Raw genomic sequence first — 24,397 nt, 5'->3', positions numbered from 1 at the left:
CGTCAAATGGCTTGGACACGCGAAGACATGGCACGGCGCGCGACTAAGGAGATCGGCGATGGTTTCTATGTCAATCTTGGCATTGGCATTCCGACGCTGGTCTCAAACTACATCCCGCCCGGCATCACAGTTCAATTGCAGAGCGAGAACGGCATCCTCGGCGTGGGACCGTTTCCCTATGACGATGAGGTCGATCCGGATTTGATCAACGCCAGCAAGCAGACCGTTTCAGAGACACCGACGACGAGCTATTTCTCCAGCTCTGACTGCTTCGCCATGATCCGTGGCGGCCATATCAACGTCAGCATCCTGGGCGGCATGCAGGTCTCCGAGACCGGCGACCTCGCCAACTGGATGGTGCCGGGGAGGATGGTCAAGGGCATGGGCGGCGCCATGGACTTGGTTGCCGGCGTCAAGCGGGTGATCGTTCTGATGGAGCACAATGCGAAGGATGAGAAAAAAGTGGTACGCCAATGCTCCCTACCGCTGACGGGCAAGGGTGTGGTTGACATGTTGATCACCGATCTTGCCGTGTTCGAGATCAACGATACGGGCATGACCTTGATCGAACTGGCGGACGGAGTGACGTTGGCCGAAATCGCCGAAAGGACGGAAGCCCGTTACAAGGTCGCCCCGGCAGTGCTCGAGCATTGACGATCAATGTCCGGTCGTTCTGCACTTCAGGGCTGTCTGCCGGACAACCTGAATATCGTGCATGTTTTCTCAATCCGGGGGTTCTGGATCCTCCCGCATTGGAATACGTGACCGCTAGGCCGGCCGAATCCCGGGCTGGAATTGGGCGACGAGGGTTCTCGCGCCATTAACGGAGTACTGCATGACCGAGCATGACATTTTCATCGGCGGCAAGTGGTGCCGCGCTTCGGGTAGCGCCGAACTCGAAGTAATCGACAGCTTCACCGAGCAGCCGATGGCGCGCTACCGCCTAGGCTCGGCGGAGGACGCCGCGGCCGCTGTCGATAGCGCGAAGGCCGCGCTGGCCGGATGGTCGTCCACCCCGCTTGACGAGCGGATCGCGTTCATCCGCAAGATCGCCGCCAATCTGCTGGCCCGTGCCGACGTGCTGACCGAAATGATTTCGCGCGAGGTCGGCATGCCGCGAAAGCTAGCCTCCCGCATTCAGGTCGGCGCCCCTGTGGCGGCTTGGAACCTGTATGCCGATCTGGCAGCTGAACTTGAGTGGGAAAGCCGCATAAGCCATTCGCTCGTAGTCAAGGTGCCCGTCGGCGTCGTGGCCTGCATAACGCCCTGGAACTATCCTTTGCACCAGATTACGGGGAAGGTAGTGCCGGCGCTACTGGCGGGCTGCACTGTCGTGCTGAAGCCATCGGAGATTGCACCATCCAGCGCATTTGTCATGGCACGAGCAATCGAGGAAAGCGGCCTGCCGCCCGGCGTCTTCAATATGGTGCACGGCACGGGTCCGGACGTGGGCGAGGCGCTGGTCAGTCATCCAGATGTCGATATGGTGTCTTTCACCGGCTCCACACGCGCGGGCCGCCGGGTGGCCGCCTTGGCGGGCGGCGACATCAAACGAGTGGCCCTGGAACTCGGCGGTAAGTCGGCAGCGCTCGTCCTGCCCAGCGCAGACCTAAATGCCGCAGTCAAGGCGACGCTGGCAGGCTGCTTTCTCAATTCCGGCCAGACCTGTTCCGCACCAACCCGGTTGCTATTGCCGAGTAGTCGATTGGCCGATGCGGAGCTTGTGATCGCAGAGCTGGTCGACGGCTACAAGATGGGCAATCCGGCAGAGGGAACGACGCGACTCGGTCCTCTGGTCTCGAGCAGCCAGCGCCAGCGCGTGTCGGGCCTCATTGACGCTGCTCTCAAGGCCGGCGCCCGCCGTGTCACCGACCCCGCTACGCTGCCCGAATCGGGCTTCTTCGTGCCCCCCACTGTCCTGACCGACGTGACGCCCGGAATGGAGATTGCGCGGGAAGAAGTGTTCGGGCCGGTTCTTGTCCTGCTCCCCTATGACACGGTCGACGAGGCGATCGAGATCGCCAACGGCACCGATTACGGGCTCGCAGGCGCTGTTTGGGCTGGCACGGTCGGGGAGGCGCTGTCCGTCGCTCGCCGCCTGCGTGCCGGCCAAGTCGATATCAACGGCGCGCCGTTCAATCCTGCCGCACCGTTCGGCGGTTTCAAGAAATCGGGTATCGGACGTGAAAACGGCCATCATGGCATCGAGGAATTCCTCGAGCTGGTCTCGATCCAGTTGCCAAGTGCGTATTTCGAAAGCCGGGAGGCCTGAGGTCATGAGTTACCAGCAGATCATCTACGAGGTCGATGGCGCGATCGCCACGATCACCCTGAACCGACCGACGCGAATGAACGCACTGACCCGGGTGTTGGAGGCGGAGCTGCGTACGGCAATCGAGACGGCCGGGAGGGACAACAACGTCCGGGCAATTATTCTCACTGGGGCCGGCAAGGCGTTCTGCGCCGGCATGGAAATGGAGGAACTCGAAGCTCTGCCGCCCGAAGATATCCTGGCGGAAGAATGGATGAGGCTCTACGACATGAATCGCCGGCCCGATTATCAGACGCGCTACTCCTATTTCCCAGCTGCCCCGAAACCGATTATCTCGGCGATCAATGGTGCCGCGGCCGGTCTCGGCCTGATCATGGCGCTATACAGCGATTTCCGAATTGCGTCGAAGACGGCCGTCTTTACCACCGCCTTCGCCAAGCGTGGGCTGATTGCCGAACATGGCATCGCCTGGATTCTGCCGCGCGTCGTCGGGCATGCGGCGGCGATCGATCTGTTGCTGACGTCTCGCAGGGTGACGGCCGACGAGGCACTTTCGCTCGGCCTGGTCAGCCGCCTCGCCGCACCCGAAGAATTGCCGGCGGCCGCAAGATCCCTCGCACAGACTCTAGCCACCGAAGTCTCACCTCGTTCCATCAAGGTCATGAAGCATCAGCTATGGGAGGTGCCATATCAAACATTGGGCGAGGCGATCGCGTCGGCTAATAAGGAGATGGTGGAAAGCCTGAAGAGCGAAGACTTCAAGGAAGGGGTGCGCCACTTCATCGAAAAACGTCCGGCCCAATTCACCGGACAATGATCAGCGGAGAGATGCCATGACCTACGAAACGCTGAATTTTGCTCTTGAGAACAGCATCGCGCTTATCACGTTCAATCGTCCGATGCAGATGAATGCGATCAACGTGACTTTGGCCCAGGAGCTGGAGCACGCCGCGAAGCGGTGCCGCGACGACTTGGCGGTACGCTGTGTCGTGCTGACCGGTGCCGGAGACCGTGCATTCTGTACCGGTGGCGACGTGGTCGATTTTGCGTCCGACCCAACACGTGTTGGCAGCCTGATCGAGACGATGACCGGACATCTTCATGAGGCGATCTCGGTGTTCGCGCGCATGCGGGCACCTGTCATCGCCAAAGTGAACGGCACGGTGGCCGGCGCGGGCCTGGGCCTGATGGCGGCAGCCGATTTCGCCGTCGCCTCGAACAAGGCCAAATTCACTGGCGCCTATACCAAGATCGGACTGACTCCCGACGGCAGCACGACCTGGTTCCTGCCTCGCCTGATCGGCGGTCGCAAGACAAAGGAACTGTTCCTGTTGAACCCCGTATTGTCGGCGGACCAGGCGGCTGAGTGGGGCCTGGTCAATCGAGTGGTGGCCCCAGAGGAACTGGCCGCAACGGTCGATGGCATTGCGCAGCAGTTCGCCCTTGGCCCGACTGAGGCGTATGGCTCCGTCAAGCAGCTGATTATGGCAAGTGACGATTCCGAACTGGAATCGCAGATGAAGTTGGAACGCGCCACGATCGTAAAGGCGTCGCGGACGCAGGATGGCCTCGCGGGTGTGCAGGCGTTCAAGGACAAGGCCGAACCGAGATTCGTCGGGAAGTAGCATCGCCGAAAATCGAGCAACCAAGGAAGATCCATACAAGGAGACAAGACATGTCCATTTCGACCAAGAAATTCGGCACCCCAAAATTTGCCGCAGTGAACGGCCGGCAGATGGCCTATATCGACGAAGGTACTGGCAGTGCCATCGTCTTCCAGCACGGCAACCCGACTTCTTCATATCTTTGGCGCAACGTGATGCCGCATTGCGCGGGAATGGGGCGCCTCATTGCCTGCGACCTGATCGGGATGGGCGGCTCGGAGAAGCTGCCGAATTCCGGCCCCGAGCGCTACAGCTATCGTGAGCAGCGGGAGTATCTGTTTGCGCTGTTGGACAAGCTGGATATCGGCGACGACGTGATCCTCGTCATCCATGACTGGGGTTCGGCCCTCGGCTTCGATTGGGCGCGACAGCATCCCGATCGCGTCAAAGGGATCGTCTATATGGAGGCCATCGTCAAGCCTTTTACCTGGCAGGACTGGCCCGAGAGCGGTCGCAAAGTCTTTCAAGGCTTTCGTAGCGAGCGCGGCGAAGAGATGGTTTTGGACAAGAACATCTTCGTCGAGCGCGTGCTGCCGAGCTCAGTGTTGCGCGGCCTGACGGACGAGGAGATGGCAGTGTACCGCGCGCCTTTCGCTGAACCGGGCGAAGACCGCCGCCCGACGCTGAGCTGGCCGCGCGCCATGCCGATTGAAGGTGAGCCGGCAGACGTCGTCGCCATCGTCGACGAGTACGGACGGTGGCTTGCGCAAAGCTCGCTCCCGAAGCTCTTTATCAATGCCGAGCCGGGTTTCTTTTCGGAGGCCGCGCGCGAATTCTGCCGGACATGGCCGAACCAGAGAGAGGTCACCGTCAAGGGTAGCCATTTCATCCAAGAGGACAGCCCCGACGAGATCGGACAGGCCATTGCCGATTTCGTGCGGTCGGTGCGGGAGGGGACATTTTGATGAGCCGGCGGGCGATCGCGAGCGTGCCGCGAATCAGCGGAACGGAACACTAGCCAGAGACCACCTCAATGAAGCGTCTAAGCGCCGTCGAGCGATTGTCCGCACGCCAGACGAGTTCCCAGTGCTGGATGATGTTCAAGTCGGGAATTTCCATGAACGCTACGCTGCTCGGGGCAATGTGTTTTGCCGATTCCGGAAGTACAGTGCATCCCATGCCCGCGGCGACCAGCGTGAGCATGGACGGCGCATCGACGCCGAGGACGGATGTTCTCGGAACGAACCCGGCATTGAAGAAGCAGTGGATCAGCTTGTCGTGCCAGGCCGGAGCAGCATTGCGAGGCAGCCAGATGAACTCGACTGCATTGAGGTCCCGCAATGACTTGGGCTTTCCATCCTCCCATGACCAGTCAGCTGGATATGCCAGGAGCAGCTTCTCCGAATAGATGGGGATCCCTTCGAATGCAGGATCGTCCGCAGGCCTGAAGAGAAGGAAGCCCGCATCCAGCTGTCCGCTCGACAGCCAGCCGAGCTGGGTTTCAGACAAAAGGTGCCTCAGAGTTAATGAGACGCCCGGAACTTCTCGCCGATAGTTTCTGAGGATGTCCGCAATCATCGGTGCCAGGGATTGCATCACGGGCAGCGCGATGGAGAGCTGTCCGATCTCGCCGCGCCCGGCTCGCTGCGCGCGCTCCTTTGCCGCTGCAGTGTCGTCGAGAAGCCTGTTCGCGTCCGCCAGCAATTGCTTGCCTGCGTCGGTCAAACTGACTCCACGTGTCGTTCGTTCGAACAACGACGTCCCGAGCTCTTCCTCCAATGCCTGCATTTGGCGGGTCAACGCCGGCTGTGCGATGTGCACCGCTTGGGCGGCAACGCTGATGCTCCCGCGCTCGGCAACAGCGACGAAATAGCGCAACTGTCGTAGGTCCATCGATATGCCTTTCCGGCATGGCCGAGATCGAAAAACAGCATTTTACAACGCGGCGACCCGCTTCTACGATGCGATGTCACTTCTTCAGTATTCCTGCAAATCACCCGCAATCGAGGCCAGAGCCGATGCCACAGAAGATCGTCGATCAAATTCACGCGGAAAGTGCCGCCTACGGGGCGCTGCGCCGCGATATCCACGCTCACCCGGAGCTTGGATTTGATGAGCACCGAACCGCAAAGGTAATTTGTGAGGCTCTCGATAGGCTCTCGATTGCATACCACACGGGTATCGGCAAAACCGGGATCGTCGGTGTCATTCAGGGGCGTGAAAGGACGAGCGGGCGCGCAATCGGCCTGAGGGCCGATATGGATGCGCTGCCCGTTCGGGAATGTACCAATCTCGACTACGCCTCCGTGAATGAGGGAAGGATGCATGCCTGCGGGCACGACGGGCACGTGACCATGCTGCTGGCTGCAGCCGATTATTTGCAGCGCACCCGAAATTTCAATGGCACTGTCTATCTCATCTTCCAGCCGGGTGAAGAGGGGTACAAGGGCGGCCTGGAAATGGTCAAGGATGGCCTGTTTGAGCGATTCCCTATCGAGCAGGTCTATGCCCTTCACAACTGGCCGTCTCTGCCCCTGGGCTCGGTATCCATTCCCGTTGGGCCGGTGATGGCTGCGGCAGATATCATCAAGATTCGTATTCGGGGGAAAGGGGGGCATGGCGGCATGGCTCCTCAACGGACCGTGGATCCCGTCTTGATTGCCGGTCACGTCATCGTTGCGGTCCACTCCATTGTCAGCAGAAACCTGGATCCGCTCGATGCGGGAGTCATCAGCCTGTGCAGCATCGCTGGCGGAAGCCTTGCCGCATGGAATGTGATCCCTGACGAAGTGGTCATTACCGGCACGACCCGAGCGTTGCGTCCTGAGGTTCAGGACGTCATCGAGGCACGCCTACGCGAAACCGTCGAGAGCGTTGCCCGCGGGCTTGGCGGCTCTGCGACTCTGGAATACGAACGAGGCAATCCCGCGACGATCAATTCCGAAGCAGAGGCGCTCCTCGCGCAGCACGCAGCCGCGGACGTGGTCGGAAAAGACAACGTTGTTCAACGTCCTGTGCCCAGTCTCGGCGGCGAGGACTTTTCTTTCATGTTGTGTGAGCGCCCAGGGGCCTACATCCATCTGGGTACCGGCGACAGCGAACATCGCCACGGCCTTCACAGCGCGCATTTCGATTTCAACGACGCGGCAATACCGATCGGAGGCGCACTGCTTGCCCGCATTGCCGAGCTGGGCCTGCCTTTGAGCAAGTAACGATCAAACGAAAAAAATGGAAGGGGACAACCTCATGGAAGGTACGGGAACGATAGCAGCGCCACGTTGGTTGCAGTTGACCGCAGCTATTGTGGGCAATGTGCTCGAGTGGTACGACTTTGGCGTTTTCCCTTTTCTGGCAGTCGTCATCGCGAAGGTTTTCTTCCCTGCCGCGGGAGAACACACCGCGCTTCTCCTGACCTTGGCTACCTTTGGCGTGGGCTTCGTCACGCGGCCGCTGGGCGGGATCGCCATTGGTATGTACGCCGACAGGCGGGGCAGAAAATCAGCGCTGCAGCTGATCATTGTCCTGATGACGGTCTCACTGTTGCTGACGGTATTCGCTCCATCCTACAAATCTATCGGGATCTCCGCGCCTCTATTGATCGTCCTTGCTCGGCTCATGCAGGGTATTGCAACTGGTGGAGAATTTTCCTCCGCTACCGCCTATTTGGTTGAGGCGGCGCCAAAGGAGCAAAAAGGCTTTTTTGGTGCATGGCAAATGTTTGGCCAAAATCTAGCCATTCTCGCCGGAGCTGTCACAGGGTTTCTGTTGACGACGCTTTTCAGCGAACAGGAACTTCTTGATGGAATGTGGCGTATTCCCTTCGTGATCGGATTGCTGATCGCTCCACTGGGCTGGTGGATCCGTCGACACCTGGAAGAGCCAGAAGAATCAACGGAGGCTCGCGCCAAAGGGGAAGCGGTGAGCCTGGGGGCGCTCTTTGCCAGGTATCCAAGGGCGATCGCAGCGAATTTGTCTTTGACGACCTGTGCTACGGCCTCGGTCTACACCTTCATTTTTTACATGCCGACGTTCGTCAGCCGCCAGTTCCATTTCAAGTTGCATGATGCATTCACGGCTCAGGTCATTGGGCTGTTGGCCTTGATCGGCATCGTGCCGATTGCAGGCGCATTGTCTGACCGCTATGGTCGCAAGATCGTGATGCTGACGTCTCTACTACCGTTTGCCCTGCTTATATACCCGCTGTTTTCGTGGGTGCAATCCGCCCCGGCCCTGCCAAATCTGATCATTGTTTTCACGGTACTCAGCATTTTTCTCGGTGGTTTTCTCGGGCCGCTCTCGACTGCGCTGGGCGAGCAATTTCCCACTTCGGTGCGCTCCTCTGGTTTGGCCATTTGCTACAACCTGGCGGTGATGATTTTCGGTGGATTTGCCCAGTTCATCGTCACTTGGCTAATCCAAGCGATCGGTGTCACGCTGGCTCCGGTGTTCTATAGCTTGGCCGGTAGTGTGATCGGGGTGATTGGGTGTCTGCTGATCCTTCCGGCTGCAAAGATCGGACTCGACGAGGCGGTATTGATGGGCGAAGCTGCCTAGTGATCGGCGCCACCTCCCTGCGCACGGGATGCTGGCTCGGGATGCCCGCTGCGGAGCTTCACGACTTCATGCTCCGCCGGGCGCAGAGCTGTGGCTCGACCACGGCGCCAAGTCCGGCGTGGAAGGTGAGGGCTTCATGCGCATCAATATCGCATGCCCGCGGAGTCTCGTCGACGCAGCCTTGGGGTGCCTCGCCGGAGTATTGCGAAGTTGAGTTGCTACGCCGCGAAGAGCCACTCACCTTAGCAGTCGAGACGGCGCGCGAGCGCAGGCATCTCCCTGGCGAGCACTTCAGCAGCAAGACAGTCGGACGAATTCGACCAGCGATGTGTCGTGGACTTGAGCGCGTAGACCCGCTCTTCGTGCTGACGCAGGTCGGCTACAACTTGACGCGTATTCGCACGCTTGCCGGTTAAGGGGCAGGAAGCAATGGATAACACCGATATGGCGAACCCGCGAGCAGCCTCGAACGCCGACAAATGTGTTCTATGTTTAAAACGTGCGAACTGAGCATCCGTCGCAATGCACCTGAGCGCGTCAACGACGGATATTTCAACAGCCTGCTAGTCCATGCAGGCCCATAGTCCGTGCGCAAACGTGATTTTGAAGGAGAGAAGATGAGTAACTCAATCGATGAACCGGTCCATTTCAAAAAGGACGGTGACGTTGCCGTTCTGACTATGCAGTTGGCTCCCCATAATCTTCTTGGAAATATGCTTTCCAAAGCGCTGATGGCGTCGTTGAAGAGGGCGGAGGCTGAAAAGGCGCGAGCCGTGGTGGTTAGGAGCGGCTTGCGTCACTTTTCGGCGGGTGCAGATCTGACGCTGTTTGACAATCATGGGGCGCGTTTGCACGTTGACCTCGATACGGTTGGTCTTTTGCGGGCTTTCGAGGAGCTTCCTATCCCGATCGTCGCTTCTGTTCATGGGATCTCAATTGCTGGCGGATTCGAAATTGCTCTGGCCGCGGACTTCATTATCGCCGCTTCCTCAGCGAAGCTTGGCTTGGTTGAAACATCGCTCGGCCTTCATCCTCTGATGGGCGGGCTTCAACGCATCATCGATCGTGCGGGGGTCGCCCGTGCGAAGGAAATGGTTATGCTGGGACGTCGTTATGACGCGGCGACGCTAGAGCGCTGGAACATCATTAACCGCGTTGTGCCGGATGCGGACCTGCAGACCGTTACCATGACAGTAGCTCGCGAACTCGCGGCGGGGCCGACAGTTGCGCATGGCGCGACAAAACGGCTGGCCCTGCTTCACTTGAACGAAGGGAGTCGCGCGTCGGACAAGGGCATGCAAGATATTCATGCGCCTATTCTTTCGACAGCCGATCTCGAGCGAGGACTTGAGGCGTTCAGGGCTAGTGGTCCAGGCAGCGCGGTCTTTGAAGGCAACTAAGCGAGGAATTGAAATGATTAAGGGACCGTTGTCCGGGATCAAGGTCGTGGATTTCTCGAGGGTGCTTGCGGGACCGCATTGCACGAAGACACTACACGATCTGGGTGCAGACATTATAAAGATTGAGCCACCGCGTCCGGATCTCTCGAGATCGGCGTCGCCTAGAAACGAGACGATGTCGTATTACTATATCCAGCAGAACACGGGCAAGCGAAATATTAGCCTCGACCTGAACTTTGCGGAGGCTCGCGAGATTGCGATGACGCTGTGTAAGGACGCCGACGTGATCGTCGAGAATTTTCGTGCCGGCACGCTTGCCTTCTTCGGATTGGACTACAAATCAGTTCGCGAGATTAATCCCTGCGTTGTCTACGCGTCTATCAGCGGCTACGGGCATGGCGGACCTCTTTCCCATCGATCGGCATACGCACCTACGGTTCATGCCGAGTCTGGGTTCACAGCAACGTTATTGAGGCATCTCGGTGGCGATCTGGCGACCGATCGCCATGACCCATACTCACACGCTGATGTCTATACAGGGCTCCAGGCAGCAATCGGCATTCTCGCGGCTCTGCATCGGCGGAGCGTAACGGGAGAAGGTCAACACATCGATGTTGCCATGGCTGCAACGATGCTTGCCGTAAATGAGCGGGTACATGTGGAACTTTCGGATGTGGAGATTGGCGCCGAGCCACCCGCGCTTGGTCCGGCAGAATCTCCGTTTTTTGTTACCAGTACCGGTGAAAGAATCACAATTGCCACGAGCGCTATAAGTAGCTGGTCCTTCCCGCTGTTCATCGCAGCGATGCGCCGTTCTGATCTTGCTAAGGATCCGCGCTTTCTTACAGCCGAATTGAGGCAAAAGAACATCACGGATCTTTACAGGATTGTCCAGGATTGGATTCTCACGTTCGACAGCCTGGAAACCTTGGATGCACAGCTAGACGAAGCCAAACTTGCATTCGGTGTTGTCCGGGACTTGCGAGACTTTGTGTCGACGGAATGGTCAACCTGGTGGGGAGCCATCGAAGAAGTCGATAACCGCGCTGGTGGAGTGGCGCGAGTTCCAGGCAAGCCATGGCGCTTCTCTGCCGATCCGCTGGATCATGCGGGTGTCCCGGCGTTCCGCGGAGAACACAATCGGGAGGTGCTGAGCGAACTTGGTTATGCAGCGGAGCAGATTGAAAGTCTGCTTCAGCGCGGCATCATGAAAGCCGATCCAATTATCGATCGCAGCAATGTAAACTAGCGTGGGCAATGCCTTACATGCGGGCAGGTAAGATTTATTGTTGATCTCTTTGGTGTTGAGAAGGTGCATGTGCGGATAAAGCCGCGCATTTCCTTGCGGTCGGAGCTGACCGCAAGGAAATTGTAGTATCTCGTGACGGCATGACTAGTGCGTTGCAAGGGGCCGCCGAGGTTTACTAGCGGTGATGCTCCGTAAACGGCGGTTCCGCGCGTGGTGTCATGTACTGCGGACCTTTCCGCGGATGAAGAAGATACCGGCGATCCTATAGCGAACTGACGGGACTCGCTTGGCGTGGTAATGCAGCTAACGCCGGCGGACTTTCGTTCATTGCCGCCAGCGCCGCTTGTTATTGCTTTCATCGCTTCCCGGAAGCTTGGGTGCCAAAACGTCTGAAATTGTTAGCTTATATGGCGCGAGCATGCCGGGTGCCGTGAGGTGCGCTGCTGAAAGGCCCCCCTTCCTATAACGAAAGCCTTAAAAGCGCTCGCCCGTAGTGTCGAGCTTCCAAAAATCGCCCGTCAGGCCTGTCGAACTGAATATCTCTGTAGCTTGGGTTAGTGTCCATTTCTCCCACTCCGCGTCGGCGTGATTCGAATACCAACGCCGCGAGAATTCCGCCAATTGCGTAATCGGCAGGATTTTACCCACTGGAAGCTGATGTCGCCTTCCCCACTCCGCAACATCTTCCGGGGATCGAAATGGAAGAAGGCGAGCACAAAAATGATGAATATTGTCCCAATTCATGCGTGGAGGCTCCGGCCAATGAACGAATAGCTCTGTTTGCATCGGAACACCGTCCACGACGTCAACTTTGACCGGTTCCGCTTCGCCTCCAATCCTGGAATGCACAGTCAGTTTGCCCTTCACAAGCGCGGCTATACCCAGCGCGCACCCCATGCATGGAGCCCACCATCCCCCTTTTGATGCCTGCACCCAAGTGTGGGTCGGCGACAATGAAAACGGATGAACCACCCACAGTTCGCACCGGCCAGGATGAAGCACGACCGCATGAGAAGCCTGAAGGCGCAAAAGCCCACTTTCAACGTTCTCGACGCTGGTGGCAACCTTTCGCGCCAGTTGTTCATTCGTTGGAGCATGACCTTCCTGGATAAAGGTCGTAAGGATATGGTGGTGCAGTAACGAGTCGAATTTTTGCTGGGTCATGAGTGTTGCGGCAATGCCGCCCAAGTTACGGATGTCGGAAAGGAGGAAATGCCCCCGTCGGATTGTTGCGACCACAAGCTGTTGTGAACACAAATAGTGAATGCGGCGCCGTGCAGAGGCGATTCATGCTGCGTGCCCTATCGGAGGTGTCCGTGTCGGGTCGCCAAGGCCGACCAGATGGGGTTGTCCAGGATAAGTTGGGAGCCGTATTCCATACCGGTTCCTTATGCTTGCGCTACGTCTTTCAGGATGCCGTTAAGCCGCGTTCATCAGCGTGCCGGACGGGAGGTGGTAAGGCTCCACCAGCAGAAACTCAAACGTCGGCAGATGACCCCGGCCGGTACGATTTACCCTGAATTCGCTTGCCACCCAGGTGCCTTCGCTTGTCAAACGGGTTCCGTCGATTAGTAGTGTATGTGACGCGTCCCTGTAGTGGCATCGCGGGAAATGCCAACTTTGATAGCATTTGCGCCATGAAGCGGATCGTCCTCGCCCTCGATAGCGTGTTCGATACCGGGCTTACTGCAGTACTGAATGTTGGCAGCGCTGCGGGATTCGCACGCGCGGCCTTTCGAACTTTGTGTGGTGGGAATGAAGCGCCAAGTGCGCACGATGCTCGGCATGGGAATGACCTACGCGGATGGCACCCGAAACGATGAAGAGTCGATAGCGACTATTCATTGCGCACTGGAGTGGGGTGTGACGATGTTCGACACGACGGAGGTGTATGGGCCGTACTCGCAGCGAAGCGGGATTTCCGCTCCTGGACTGCCGACGCCAAGGCCGCCGTACTCGGGTAGCCACTCTGTTGTTCAGTGGCTACCCGATGCTCATCCTCGGGTGGCTCGTTGAGACAATTGAGGGGAATCGGCAGGCTCACGCGGCGCTTGCGCCGGATTCTTCCTACCGCTGGTTGCCGGCGTGGAGCGGATGCCGTTCCTGGACGACGATGCGCGTCATCGGCAGCGTCAGGCTGAAGATCACGACGCCGACCAGGCCGAGCAGCATGCCTTGGGATTCGCGCGAGTTCATTGCATGGTTTCTCCGTATTTGCGTCCGAGGCGGCCAGCGTTCGTGCCGCCTACTTCAGGACGCGCAGCCCGGCGGGCGTTTCGATTTCGGCGATGAGCGCAGGCTCCTCTTCGGCGGTCTCCACGCGGATCAGTTGGGCCGCGCCGAGCCAGTCGAGTTGCGCCTGTATGTCGGCGGCGCGCGGATGCAGTCCCGTGAGCGACTTCAGGGCAAACCCCGTCGGCGGCAGCCGCGACGAAGGGTGCAGCGGCGTGTCCCACTGGATCAGCGTCGGCACGATGCCGTCGCCGGCGCCCTGCCAGCTCGGGAAGGCGCCGTCCTCCGGCACGGCAAGGCTCCAGGAGAAGTCGCCACGCGTCATCGCGCCGACGGGCGGGATACGTGCCGGATACTGCGCCTGCCAGTGCGCTAGGCTCGTCGGCCGCTCGACGCGCACGACCCAATGAGCCAGATAAGGTCCGCGGGCGAGACGCGCGTGCATCGCCGGGTCGTCGAGTGCGAAAAGGCGCGCGCGGCGCGGTTCGCCCGACGCGATGGCCAAGGCTTCGGCCGCGGGGTCGATTGCAAGCACTTCGAGATAGGCGCCGCCCGAGAGGTTGAGGAGCCGGTTGTGCGTGCGCGCGAGCGGATGCGAGCCGCCCCCGACAGGTTCGGCGCCGAGCGTGTCTGCTACGAACTGCACGCCTTCATAGAGCGTGGGGGCGACGACGACGAGATGGTCGAGGCTGAGCGTGGGAGCCGTCATGGATGGTGTCATGGATTGTGTTTGCAAGACTTCGAAAAAATAGGCGGATACAGAGAACAGTCTCCCACAGTCGCGGTCTCAGCCGCATGCGCGGCGCCGTCGGCGACCGTGAGCGCGGCGACTCCGGCGATCAGGGTACGGTGGGTTTCATGACGTCGACGACGCCTTCATCGCTTATTTCTGGATCAGGAGAGCCAGCGGTGCGAGTGGGTCGACCGGTGTCGGTTCGAACGTCATGAAGCCGCCTTCGGTCAGCGGGAGCTTGTCCACTGCTGCTTTTGTTCCGGCGTGGGCAGGGTGGTGATGGTTCCGACCGCGAATACTTTCATCAATGATCTCCTTGATCAATCTTCGTTGCGCGGTGCAACGAAGATCACTGTAGCTTTCGGGCCGAAAAAACGATATCACCGTAAATGACAACTTTGTTGTCGTTTACGCCATACGCATTTGTGTACTCGCTTTTGAAGGATCTGATGTGATGGACGACTCCCGCTAAGCGGCGAGGGGTTTATGCCTAAGCCTTCGACGGCCGCTGTGCGTACTGCGTCGACACTGCCCATAGTGACGCGACTATTCAAGATCGAGCTGCAGCACGCTGCCCTGAAGTCATTGACCGCATCGAATCAGGAGATACGGTGCATGAAAACCGGAAGATCGGGCTCGGGCAGCACCGCCAGAACTTTCAGGCGCTGCAGCGTGCGTTTTTGGGCCGCGTGGAGATGATCGGCAAGTGCCGTGACTGCGGCCTCGGCGCTTCCTGCGAGCAAGTGTTTGAGGACTGCTCGATGTTCGACCAGCGTGCCGGTTTCGGGATGAAGATTGAAGGCGTTATAAAAAGCATGATTGACGGTGAGCGGCATGTGCGCGTGCCCGATCATGCCGAGCAGCTTTTTGTTTGGCGCCTGGCTGAGGCATTCCACGTGCAACGCGGTTTCGATCCGCTCCAGGGCGTCCGCGTCGATCGAGTCAGGATCTTCGATCGCGCGCTCCACTTCAGCGAGTGCCAGGGTCAACATCCCTTTCGACAGATGCGGCATGCTGGCCCGCAGCGCTGGGGGCTCCAGAAGTGCCCGTAGCTCGTAGTCGTGGGCAACGGCCCGTGCGGTAAGCGGTCCACACAGCCAGTGTGAGTAAGCGGACTTTTCGACCAGGCCGAGATCGCGCAAGCGGCTAAGCGCTTCGCGAACCGTCGCGCGACTCACACCGAAAGCTTCGGCCGCCTCGCTCTCGTCGATACGAAAATGGCCGAACGTGATGCCGATCGAAACGGCCGCTTCCAGCGCGTGATAAATGCGCTCGCTGTTCGAAGGCAGCGTGAGCGGCGCGGGCGCCTCGTCGAATCCGAGGGCGGATTCCGAAAGCGGCGCGCGCAGAGGCGGTCGGGCACTACCGTCGGGGCTCGCGACGAGATACCCGCGTCCTTCGAATGTGTGCAGCAGGCCGCTCGCATGCAGCATTTCGAACGCCTTGCGAACCGGAACGCGGCTCGTGCCGAATATGCGCGCAACAGGTCCTTCAAGCAGCACCAGTCCAGGCGCGATCTTTCCGAGCGCGATGGCGCTCTTCAACTGGTCATGGATCAGACGATAACGCAGCCGTGCCTCGGCCTCGACTGAGGCGGCGTCGGTCACGGAAGGCTGCGTTGAAATGGTTGCGCTTGCGCGTCTTGTCATCTTCGGCTTGGCGGGCAGCGTCAGGCTCGCATGAATTCGGCCCAGCGCCGCACCAGATAATTGTGTTCGTCCATCACGGAATCCCATACCGCGATACTGCCCATGCGCGCGACGTAACTGCCCCCGTCGCGGCGCTGTCCCGCGGCCACCAGATGCCTGCGGGTGGGACCCGGCAATTCGGCGGCGGCGGGTTGGCCATCGTACCAGTAGGCCCATTCCGCGGCGGTGAGATAGTCGCGAGAGCGCTCCTGGTTCGAAATGTAGAAGCCCTGTCGCGCCATGGTCGCGCCGGCCCAGCCGTCGAGCCACCAGTTGAGGTATTCATAAGCGGCATCGAGCACGCGGCCTTGCGTTGCACGCGAGAGCGACATGCCGCCGAACCACGCACGGTAACCCTCGCGTGGGCTCGCGAGCCTGAAATGCAGTCCGGCTTTTTCGAGTTCAACCGTTGCCGGTGACCAGATGCTCTGTATGACGACCTTGTTCGAGATCATCAGTTGCGCGGCCTCCGCGAAGCTCGACCAGAAGCCCGCGAAATGGCCTCGGCGCTTGTATTCGATCAGCGTTGCGATCAGCGCATCGATCTCCTCGATCGTCAGATTGCCGATGTCGGCGAACTTCATCAGACCGCAGGCTTCGACGGCGAGCGCGGCGTCGATGGCGCCGATCGCCGCATCGGCCTGCAGTGCGACCCGGCCCGCCAGTTGCGGCGCAAGCAGCCATGCCCAGCTTTCACCGCCCTCGATGAGCCCCGCCGGCAACGCGTCCTCCAGATAGACGAAGCTGTCCGCGTTGTGCGTGAGCGGCAGCATGCTGATGCGCCCGGACACCTTGCGCCCGAGTGAATTGTCCGCCTGCACGTACAGGCGGTCGACCGGGATGCTCCCGGCGCCCGTGCATGCCCGCCGGGAGAGCCGCCCGGCGCGCGGCAGCGAATTGATCTCTTCCCAGCGGCGAATGCGGCTCACGTCGATCGGCTGCAGTGCGCGCGCCGGCCACAGGCAGTCGATGCTGTGAAACCATTGATCGTAGAGTTCGTAACTTTCCGGATGCATGACGCCATTGCGCTGCACGGCCGAACCGTCCTCGACGATGAAGCGGAGCCTGATGCCGAGATCGTGCTCGGCCTGTTTGCGGATATGCTCCTGCAGCGTGACCGAGGTGCCGAGGACGCGTAGTTCGACCTTGGACCTGTGCACGGCCGGTGCGGGAGTCTGGGTATGCGCAGGTTTCAATGAACAGATTCTTCGAGCGTGGAACAAAACCGCCGGTACGATGCTTCGATTCTTTCGCCGCTTAGCCCTTCGGTGATGAAGACGAGCTTCGATGCACGTACTGCATCGGGCCAGGTATCCAGATGCAGGACCGGATGAACGAGATGCCGGACGGCATGCAGCACGGCAGGCCGTTGCGCGCCCTTGATCGCAAGCAATCCCTTGACGCGCAAAATATTATCACCGTGCCGGTTGAGCAGCATGGTGAACCAGAGCGTAAAGATCTGCCAATCGACCGGTTCTTCTATCTGCATGCAGAACGATCGGATGTCGTTTTGTCGTATCGCGGTGCGATGGGCGAAAGCCAGTGTGGAGCCCGTTGCGCCGAAACCGGCGGGCGTCGTCGAGCGAGCTTGTGCGCCGATTCTGCGGATCAGAGCGTCCGGACTCGCAGGCGCAAACAGCAGATCGAGTAGAGCATCCGCCTCCAGGTTGCGGCTCGACACTTCAGCCGCGGGATTGATCTCGCCAAGCGCAGTCATCAATACCGCAACGTGCGCCTCGTCGGCCAGATCGGTCTTGCTGATGAGGATGCGGTCCGCCGCTGTGACTTGTGCCAGCCATTCGGTGTGTCGCGCGCGCTGCAGGGCGGCGTTGAGCGCATCGACTACCGTTACGGTCGAGTTGAGCACGTAATGGCTGCGGATGACGGGATCGGCGAGCAGCGTGGCGACGATGGGGGCCGGCGTCGCAAGCCCGGTCGTCTCCAGAACGACCCGCGTGAATGGCGGGACTTCGCCGCGCGCGCGCCGTGAAAAGAGCGTCGCGAGCGCGTCCTTCAATTCTCCGCGGATCGAACAGCAGATGCAGCCGTTGTCGAGCAGCACGGTCTGCGCTTCGACTTCGCCCACCAGCAGATGATCGAGTCCGACCGCGCCGAACTCGTTGACGAGCACGGCGGTGTCCCGTGCTGCGTCACCCTTGAGCACGTCGGCGAGCAGGGAGGACTTGCCGCTGCCGAGAAAGCCGGTGACGAGCGTGACTGGAATGACATCGTAGGTGAGGCTCATACGTGCGGCTCCGCTGCGTCGCACGTCTGTTCGAACAGCGTCAGCGGATCCAGGGGACGACCGAGCATCGTCTCGGCAATCTTCCAGACCTGGGCGAAGTCGCCGACGAGCTCGCTCCTGCCCGTAGGCGACGACAACACGAACCACTGCCCGTGGAAGTCGTCGAGCCTCAGGCGCAGCGGAATCAGGATCCGGTTGGCGAGCGCGGCCTGAATGTAGCGCTGGCGCCGCGCATTCGGACCCCTGTCGGGCGCGGTCGTGTTAGACCAGTGATTGCCGCCGCCGAGCAGTCCGCACATTCCGCACATGATGATTCTCCGTCGGGCTTTCGGGCAGTTCAGGGCATCACATCGCCGGAGTTCGGCCCGAGCGTCTGGCCGACGAACAGGTTGCCACCCGGGTCCGACGCGAGCAGCACGGCAGCCGGCGCGACTTCTTCCGGCCTGCCGAAGCGGCGCAACGGCAATTCAGCCGATTTCGCTTGCTTCCATGCGGCACTGATGCCATCGACGAGCGCCGTTTCGATCGGTCCCGGCGCAATGGCGTTGACCAGCACGTTGTCCGGCGCCGCTTCGAGCGCGAGCGACTTCGTGAAGCCGATCACACCCGCCTTCGCAGCCGAGTAATGGCACAGCTCTGCGCCGCCCTTGATGCCGAGCTGCGACGCGACGTTGATCACGCGGCCCCATTTCTGCGCGATCATCGCGGGCAGCGCGCGGCGTGTGCACAGGAACACGCTGCGTAGGTCGACGCGCATCATGTCGTCCCACATGGCGGTCGTCAGATCGACGCAACGCGCCTGCGTCAGCATGCCGGCGTTGTTGACGAGAATGTCGATGCCGCCGAGCGCCTCGATGCAAGTATCGACGATGCGGTTCGCATCCGCTTCCACGCCGACGTCAGCCTGCACCGTCTGAACGGCAGCGCCGAGCGCGCGACACGCATCGGCCCGCTGGGCGAGGCGCAAGGCGTCGCGGTCGGCAAGCAGCAGGCGCGCGCCGGCCGCGGCGTACGCCGTTGCAATCGCCGCTCCGATGCCGCTCGCGGCGCCGGTGACGACGGCGCGTCGGCCGTCGAGAGAAAACGGAGTCATTGCGTGAGTCTCCTTAGCCCGGCCAGCGTACGGTCAGGCCGCCATCGGCGATGATCGCCTGGCCGGTGATGTAGGACGCGTCATCACTCGTCAGGAAGCGAATCAGCGTGGCGATTTCGGCAGGCCGGCCGACTCGCTTGAGCGGAATGCCGAGCGCCGCCTGCCGGAGTCCTTCCGGCCCGAGCGAGTTCACCGCGTCGAGCGATTGCGGCGTCTCGATCAGGCCGGGGATCACCGCGTTGCAGCGGATATTGCGCGCAGCCAGCTCCATCGCGACGGCACGACACAGGCCCGGAACGCCGGCCTTCGCGGCGGAGTAATGCGTGTGGTTCTCCCAGCCGTACACGCCGCCCGCAATCGACGATACCGCGACCATCGAACCGCCGTCGGACATGTGACGCGCGGCCGCCCGGAAAGTGCGCATCACGCCGGACAAGTCGACATCGAGCATGTCGAACCACTGGTCGTCGCGCATTTCGGCTAACGGCGCGGCGCGCAAGAGGCCGGCGTTGGCGATGGCAAAGTCGATCCGGCCAAAGCGCTCGATCGCGGCATTCGCGAACGCTTCCACCTGCTCGGCGGACGTGACGTCGACCGGTTGCATCACGCACTGGCCGCCGGCCTGCGCAACGGCTCGTTCCGTGTCGAGCGGGTCGTGGGGGTCGCCTGGAAAATAGCCGCCCACGACGGCCACGCCGATCTGCGCATAGGCCACTGCCAGCGCCTGTCCAATGCCGCTTGCGGCGCCGGTGATCAGGGCAACTTTCATTCGTGATTGTCCGCTCATGGGTTACTTGATGGTTGCCGGGCTGATGTGCTTCGCGCAAAGAATCAGCAAACCCGAAAGGAAGCACGGCACGGCGCCGAACCAGATCGCGGCATGCATCCAGTCGCCGCCGTGGTTGAGCATCGACGTCACGCCGACGCCCGCGAGAATCGCGCCGATCGGGCCCATTGCGTGGACGATGGAGCTGCCCGTGCCGCGGATCGAGGTCGGATAGCTTTCGCCGATGAAGAACAGCGCCGCCGAATACGGTCCGATGAGAAAGAACAGTCCCAGGCTGTAGAGCGCCACGACGACACCCGCGCTGCTCGGTCCCATCAGCATGCCCGCGAAGGCGAGACCGCCGAGCATCCAGCCGATGGCGAGCGTGTTGCGCCGGCCGATCTTGTCGCCGATCCAGCCGTGGCTCAGGTAGCCGCAATAGCCGATCACGTTGGACAGCACGAGGATCAGCAGCGAGTTTTCAAACGACACGTTGTGAACGCGCGTGAGAACGGTCGTGCCGAGCACGCTGAACACCTGGATCGCCGACCAGTTCAGCAGGATGCCGCCGCCCAGCACGAGCGTCGCCCTGAGCGCATCGCCGCGGAAAGCCTCGCGCAAGCCCGCGCGACTGTGCTGCTCGTAATCCACCTGATGCTCGCCCGCGAGCGAGCGCGCTTCCCTGTCCTGACCCGCTTCGCGCAGTTGCTTGATCTGCTTGTGCAGCAGGAACTGCGGGCTCTCTTTCAGGCGTCGCGTCATGAAGAAGATGACGACGGCCGGAAAGGTTGCGAAGACGAAACAGCCCTGCCAGCCGATGCGTGGCAGGAGGAGGGCGGTGAGGCCCGAAGCGATGAGCGCGCCGATCGGCCAGCCGCCTTGCACGAGACTGTAGATAAAGCCCTTGTTGCGGTTCAGGCGCGGATCGTTGGCGGCTGAATAGAGCTCATTCAGGTACGTCGCGTTGACGGTCTCCTCGGCATAGCCGAGGCCCGACAGCGAGCGGATCAGGACGAGCGGCCACTGACCCATCGCGCCGCCGACCACCGTCAATCCTGAGCAAAGCGCCGCGCCCGCGACGGTCCACAGGAGGCCCGCCTTGCGGCCGAGCCGGTCGAGCAGCGGTCCGATCGCGAAGGCAATCACCGCTGTGCCGATTGCGACGAAGGTCGCAATTTCAGCCTGCGTTGCGGCGCTCCATCCATAGTGCTTGCCGATTTCCGGGAGCAGTGTGCCGAAGAGGATGAAGTCGTAGACTGCGAAAACCCAGGCGAAGAACGCGACGATGGTTGCGCGTTTCACATCGACGGGCAGGATGATTTCAGGCTTGAAACCGACTTCGGACAGCAGATTCACCTTCATCGTTGTGCTTCCCAAGTGAGGGTCAGGCGGATATGCCGCGTGGATGGCGGCGCAGGAAATCGTCGGCGATTTCGTCACAGGTGCAAAAACGTACGCCGCGGTGCGATCGGAAATGCGCGATGAGCCGCTCGAGCATGAGCAGCACCTGCGGGCGGCCGGATACGTCGGGGTGGATCGTGATCGGAAAGACGGCGTAATCGTGCTCGCGATAGACCCAGTCGAACTGGTCGCGCCACATCTGCTCGATGTCGCGCGGATTGACGAAGCCGTGGCTGTTCGGCGACTTCTTGATGAACATCATCGGCGGCAGATCGTCCAGATACCAGTTGGCTGGAATCTCGACCAGGTCCGTTTCCTGGCCGCGCACGAGCGGTTTCATCCACGCGCTCGGATGCTTGCTGTAATCGATCTTCGTCCAGGTGTCGCCGACTCGTACGTAGTACGGATGGAAGTCGTTGTGCATCAGGCTGTGGTCGTACTTGATGCCCTTCTTGACGAGCAGTTCGTTCGAGACAGCGCTGAACTCCCACCACGGCGCAACATAGCCGGTCGGACGTCGGCCCGCAAGCTGGGTGACGAGTTCGATGCTGCGGTCGAGCACCACTTCTTCCTGTTCTGGCGTCATCGCGATCGGATTCTCGTGGCTGTAGCCGTGGATGCCGATCTCATGGCCTGCTGCCGCGACTGCCTTCATTTGCTCGGGGAAGGTCTCGATCGAGTGGCCCGGAATGAACCAGGTGGTCTTCAGTTTTTCGCGCTCGAAGAGTTTCAGCAGGCGCATCGAACCGACTTCGCCGGCGAAGAGCCCGCGCGAGATGTCGTCGGGCGAGTCCTCGCCGCCATAGGAGCCGAGCCAGCCGGCGACGGCATCGACGTCGATACCGAATGCGATCAGGATTTCCTTTGCCATCGTGTGTTTCCTCCTCAGGAACTGTATGTCTGTCGTTCAATCGACCATGCGATATCGAGCAGCGCGTCGTCGCCGTTTTGTGCGCGCATCAACTGCACGCTGGTGGGCAGGCCGTGCTCGCCGGTGCCGGACGGCATGGCGACCGCCGGCGTGTCGAGAAAACTGCCGGGCATCGTGAGCGCCAGCGTCTGCAGGTTCACAAGCGCGAACCGTTCTGGATCGGCTTCGAGCGGCGCGCGCTCAGGCGCGACGTGCGGCACGGTCGGCGCGATCAAGGTGGCCTCGGCGAGTTCATGCCTGAACGAGGCAATCAGTTCGAGGCGGCGCGCGAGCAAGTAGTCGCGGTGCCCGGCGGGAACGGCGCGGCTTCTCTCCAGACGCGTGCGCACGCGCTGATCGATACGGTCCGCATCGGGCGAATCGAGCAGCGCATGATGGACCTCGAACGCCTCCAGGCCGCCCAGCCATCCGTGCGTGCGAATGAGGTCGTGTACCTGTTCCAGTGTCGCGAAACGGCGCGCGTCGACCACGGCGCCCGCATCTCGAAGTCTTTCGACGAAGCGTCCCAGGTTCGCGACCACGGCGTCACTCACGGCGTAACGCTCGATGAGCGACGGATCGACGACAAAGCGCTGCCCTTTCAGGTTCGCAGCGCTCCCGGCCATGGTCGTGCCGCGCACGGCCGCGTCGAATGCCATACAGTCCGCGACGCTTCGCGCGAGCGGCCCTGATGTGTCGAGCGTCTTCGACAGTGCCGTCATGCCGCTTTTCGGATACCGCGAAGTACTCGCCCGGTAGCCGACGACACCGTTGAATGCCGCAGGAATGCGCACGGAGCCGCCGGTATCGGTGCCGATCGCGATCGGCACGACGCCGGCCGCAACGGCGATCGCCGCGCCCGAGGACGACCCGCCCGGCACGCGTGCTCCATGGTCCAGAAATGGATTGACCGGCGTGCCGAAATGCGGATTGAGGCCGAGGCCCGAATACGCAAACTCGGAGAGGTTCGTCTTGCCGATGCCGATGAGCCCTGCCCGTGCCGCAGCGGCGACGAGCGGGGCGTCTGCTGCTGCGGGCGCGTGACCCGCATACACGATCGATCCTGCAGTCGTTACGGTGCCGGAGATGTCGAACAGATCCTTCCATGCGACAGGTACGCCATCGAGCGGACTCAACGGCGCGCGGTTCTGCCACCGGACGGCGGACGCCTCTGCTTCGGCGAGCGCGCGCTCCGGCGTTGTCGATATGAACAGCGCCGGCACTTGCTGTGCCCGCTTCAAGGCAGAGCGGACCGTGTCGACAGGATCGGCACGGCGGCTTGCGTAAGCATGGGACAGCGCGAGTGCCGTGGCGAAGTTCTCATCCATGCCGGGATATCCTCGATGAGTGGAATTCGTAAATGTATGTCGTCGACAATGTACGTTTAAATTGGAAGAGTACAAAATCGCCATGGATATAGGGGATAACCCTTATTTCACATCCGGGCCAAGTCCCCGTGGCCCATGCGTGCACCTCGCGGGCGGTGCCCCAGCGTTCCTGCAACAAGGGGGACGGGTTGGTGATTGAACCGTGAGTTGATGCGAGCGTTGGCAGTCTAATTAGGAGAACGACATGTATTCCCTATGAAATGCTACTGGCGCCGGGTCGTCCGCCACAAATCGCCGGAGGTGCGCTGCGAACCGCTGCTCGACGACGATGCAATCGCGATCTGCGGGCCGGCGACGGCAAGGCGCCTGCGCCGGGCGCCGTTTCCGCGCGTGCTCGGCGAAGCGCCGTTGCTGGTGCAGGAGTCACAGCCGGACTGGGCGCCGTGGCTCGCGCAATTGCGCCGCGACGGTCTCGTCACGCGGCGTGCGATGACAGTCGACGAGCCGCGCCTGCTGATCGCGGCGGCGGCACGTGACTTGGGTATCGCAATGGTGTCCCGGCTGATGGCCGCAGACGCGCTCGCCGCAGGCCGCGTCGCAGCGCTGCCGCAGGTGCCATCGGTTGCACGGGCGCCGCTATGGTTGATGCGATCGGCACAACCGGCGCGTTCCGCCGCGGTCGATGCGGTTGCTGCATGGATGCTGAGGGAATGCGGTCGGGATCATTGAGGGCGGGATCGTGTCGGCGTCTGTTGCGCCCGCTCGCTCCTCTCGACCCGGAGTCCGCCGGCCGGTACGGCGGATCGCCGCTGCAGCGCGATGGCGCTTATCATTAAGGTACCGTCTGGCCACGGTTGATGGGGCCGTTCGTCGAAGAAAGACAGATGTTCATGCACTGAACGTGTTGGATGGTCGATTTCGG

At 61.1% G+C, this 24,397-nt stretch carries 23 protein-coding genes and 2 pseudogenes; 11 read left to right on the top strand and 14 right to left on the bottom strand.

Annotation, left to right across the window (positions count from 1 at the left end):
- Positions 1-6 precede the first annotated feature (6 nt).
- The 5 genes from J3489_RS02410 to J3489_RS02390 all read left to right on the top strand — a co-directional run bounded on the left by J3489_RS02410 (position 7) and on the right by J3489_RS02390 (position 4,841).
- Positions 7-654 (top strand): 3-oxoacid CoA-transferase subunit B, encoded by a 648-nt coding sequence (locus tag J3489_RS02410; protein ID WP_206995778.1) that lies wholly within the window; start codon positions 7-9, stop codon positions 652-654.
- Between the two features lie 181 nt (positions 655-835).
- Entirely contained in the window at positions 836-2,272 is a 1,437-nt protein-coding gene (locus J3489_RS02405; RefSeq protein WP_206995776.1) for an aldehyde dehydrogenase family protein, read from the top strand.
- Between the two features lie 4 nt (positions 2,273-2,276).
- Positions 2,277-3,089 (top strand): enoyl-CoA hydratase, encoded by an 813-nt coding sequence (locus tag J3489_RS02400; RefSeq protein WP_206995774.1) that lies wholly within the window; start codon positions 2,277-2,279, stop codon positions 3,087-3,089.
- 16 nt (positions 3,090-3,105) lie between these two features.
- Positions 3,106-3,897 carry an enoyl-CoA hydratase/isomerase family protein gene (locus J3489_RS02395; protein ID WP_206995773.1) on the top strand — a complete coding sequence of 264 codons (792 nt, stop codon included), beginning with the start codon at positions 3,106-3,108 and terminating at the stop codon, positions 3,895-3,897.
- 50 nt (positions 3,898-3,947) lie between these two features.
- Positions 3,948-4,841: a haloalkane dehalogenase gene (locus J3489_RS02390; RefSeq protein ID WP_206995770.1), complete on the top strand. Its 894-nt coding sequence runs from the start codon at positions 3,948-3,950 to the stop codon at positions 4,839-4,841.
- Positions 4,842-4,890: 49 nt separating this feature from the next.
- Here J3489_RS02390 and J3489_RS02385 read toward each other — a convergent pair whose 3' ends face one another.
- Positions 4,891-5,769: a LysR family transcriptional regulator gene (locus tag J3489_RS02385; protein ID WP_206995767.1), complete on the bottom strand. Its 879-nt coding sequence runs from the start codon at positions 5,767-5,769 to the stop codon at positions 4,891-4,893.
- Between the two features lie 125 nt (positions 5,770-5,894).
- Here J3489_RS02385 and J3489_RS02380 point away from each other — a divergent pair, with 125 nt between their 5' ends.
- The 5 genes and pseudogenes from J3489_RS02380 to J3489_RS02360 all read left to right on the top strand — a co-directional run bounded on the left by J3489_RS02380 (position 5,895) and on the right by J3489_RS02360 (position 11,079).
- Entirely contained in the window at positions 5,895-7,088 is a 1,194-nt protein-coding gene (locus tag J3489_RS02380) for a M20 aminoacylase family protein (RefSeq protein WP_206995766.1), read from the top strand.
- 34 nt (positions 7,089-7,122) lie between these two features.
- On the top strand, positions 7,123-8,430 hold the full coding sequence (locus tag J3489_RS02375) for an MFS transporter (protein ID WP_206995764.1): 1,308 nt from the start codon (positions 7,123-7,125) through the stop codon (positions 8,428-8,430).
- A gap of 296 nt (positions 8,431-8,726) precedes the next feature.
- Positions 8,727-8,846 (top strand): annotated as a pseudogene (locus J3489_RS02370) (IS5/IS1182 family transposase); the annotation flags it as partial.
- 201 nt (positions 8,847-9,047) lie between these two features.
- The gene (locus J3489_RS02365) at positions 9,048-9,830 is read left to right on the top strand and encodes an enoyl-CoA hydratase/isomerase family protein (protein ID WP_206995762.1); all 783 of its coding nucleotides are present in this window, start codon (positions 9,048-9,050) and stop codon (positions 9,828-9,830) included.
- A 13-nt stretch (positions 9,831-9,843) separates the two neighbouring features.
- The gene (locus tag J3489_RS02360; RefSeq protein ID WP_206995760.1) at positions 9,844-11,079 is read left to right on the top strand and encodes a CaiB/BaiF CoA transferase family protein; all 1,236 of its coding nucleotides are present in this window, start codon (positions 9,844-9,846) and stop codon (positions 11,077-11,079) included.
- A 474-nt stretch (positions 11,080-11,553) separates the two neighbouring features.
- Here the strand turns inward: J3489_RS02360 and merB are convergent, their stop codons facing one another.
- From merB to J3489_RS02290, 13 genes and pseudogenes are all read right to left on the bottom strand, one after another.
- Entirely contained in the window at positions 11,554-12,243 is a 690-nt protein-coding gene (gene merB / locus J3489_RS02355) for an organomercurial lyase (RefSeq protein ID WP_206995758.1), read from the bottom strand.
- Positions 12,244-13,158: 915 nt separating this feature from the next.
- Positions 13,159-13,275 (bottom strand): annotated as a pseudogene (locus tag J3489_RS02345) (EamA/RhaT family transporter); the annotation flags it as partial.
- Positions 13,276-13,324: 49 nt separating this feature from the next.
- Positions 13,325-14,020, bottom strand: a complete 696-nt coding sequence (locus J3489_RS02340) for a VOC family protein (protein ID WP_206995756.1) — start codon at positions 14,018-14,020, stop codon at positions 13,325-13,327.
- Between the two features lie 174 nt (positions 14,021-14,194).
- The gene (locus J3489_RS02335) at positions 14,195-14,368 is read right to left on the bottom strand and encodes a hypothetical protein (RefSeq protein WP_206995754.1); all 174 of its coding nucleotides are present in this window, start codon (positions 14,366-14,368) and stop codon (positions 14,195-14,197) included.
- A gap of 275 nt (positions 14,369-14,643) precedes the next feature.
- The gene (locus J3489_RS02330; RefSeq protein WP_206996058.1) at positions 14,644-15,693 is read right to left on the bottom strand and encodes a GntR family transcriptional regulator; all 1,050 of its coding nucleotides are present in this window, start codon (positions 15,691-15,693) and stop codon (positions 14,644-14,646) included.
- A 20-nt stretch (positions 15,694-15,713) separates the two neighbouring features.
- Positions 15,714-16,892, bottom strand: a complete 1,179-nt coding sequence (locus J3489_RS02325) for an ABC transporter substrate-binding protein (protein ID WP_206996056.1) — start codon at positions 16,890-16,892, stop codon at positions 15,714-15,716.
- Positions 16,893-16,924: 32 nt separating this feature from the next.
- Positions 16,925-17,977, bottom strand: a complete 1,053-nt coding sequence (locus tag J3489_RS02320) for a CobW family GTP-binding protein (RefSeq protein WP_206995752.1) — start codon at positions 17,975-17,977, stop codon at positions 16,925-16,927.
- On the bottom strand, positions 17,974-18,285 hold the full coding sequence (locus tag J3489_RS02315; protein WP_206995750.1) for a hypothetical protein: 312 nt from the start codon (positions 18,283-18,285) through the stop codon (positions 17,974-17,976). Before J3489_RS02315 ends, J3489_RS02320 begins: the two co-directional genes overlap by 4 nt.
- A 29-nt stretch (positions 18,286-18,314) precedes the next feature.
- A complete protein-coding gene (locus J3489_RS02310) occupies positions 18,315-19,070 on the bottom strand; it encodes an SDR family NAD(P)-dependent oxidoreductase (protein ID WP_206995748.1) in 756 nt (251 codons plus the stop codon).
- Positions 19,071-19,083: 13 nt separating this feature from the next.
- Entirely contained in the window at positions 19,084-19,839 is a 756-nt protein-coding gene (locus tag J3489_RS02305; RefSeq protein WP_206995746.1) for an SDR family NAD(P)-dependent oxidoreductase, read from the bottom strand.
- Between the two features lie 21 nt (positions 19,840-19,860).
- Entirely contained in the window at positions 19,861-21,198 is a 1,338-nt protein-coding gene (locus J3489_RS02300; protein ID WP_206995744.1) for an MFS transporter, read from the bottom strand.
- Positions 21,199-21,220: 22 nt separating this feature from the next.
- Entirely contained in the window at positions 21,221-22,108 is an 888-nt protein-coding gene (locus J3489_RS02295; protein ID WP_206995743.1) for a polysaccharide deacetylase family protein, read from the bottom strand.
- A gap of 14 nt (positions 22,109-22,122) precedes the next feature.
- Entirely contained in the window at positions 22,123-23,475 is a 1,353-nt protein-coding gene (locus J3489_RS02290) for an amidase (protein WP_206995741.1), read from the bottom strand.
- Between the two features lie 255 nt (positions 23,476-23,730).
- Between J3489_RS02290 and J3489_RS02285 the strand changes: the two genes are divergently transcribed.
- The gene (locus J3489_RS02285; RefSeq protein WP_206995739.1) at positions 23,731-24,204 is read left to right on the top strand and encodes a LysR substrate-binding domain-containing protein; all 474 of its coding nucleotides are present in this window, start codon (positions 23,731-23,733) and stop codon (positions 24,202-24,204) included.
- Positions 24,205-24,397: the final 193 nt, after the last annotated feature.

It is taken from the genome of Trinickia mobilis (assembly GCF_017315705.1).
GTDB classification, from domain to species: domain Bacteria; phylum Pseudomonadota; class Gammaproteobacteria; order Burkholderiales; family Burkholderiaceae; genus Trinickia_A; species Trinickia_A mobilis.
This window is presented reverse-complemented; position numbering and strand designations above follow the sequence as displayed.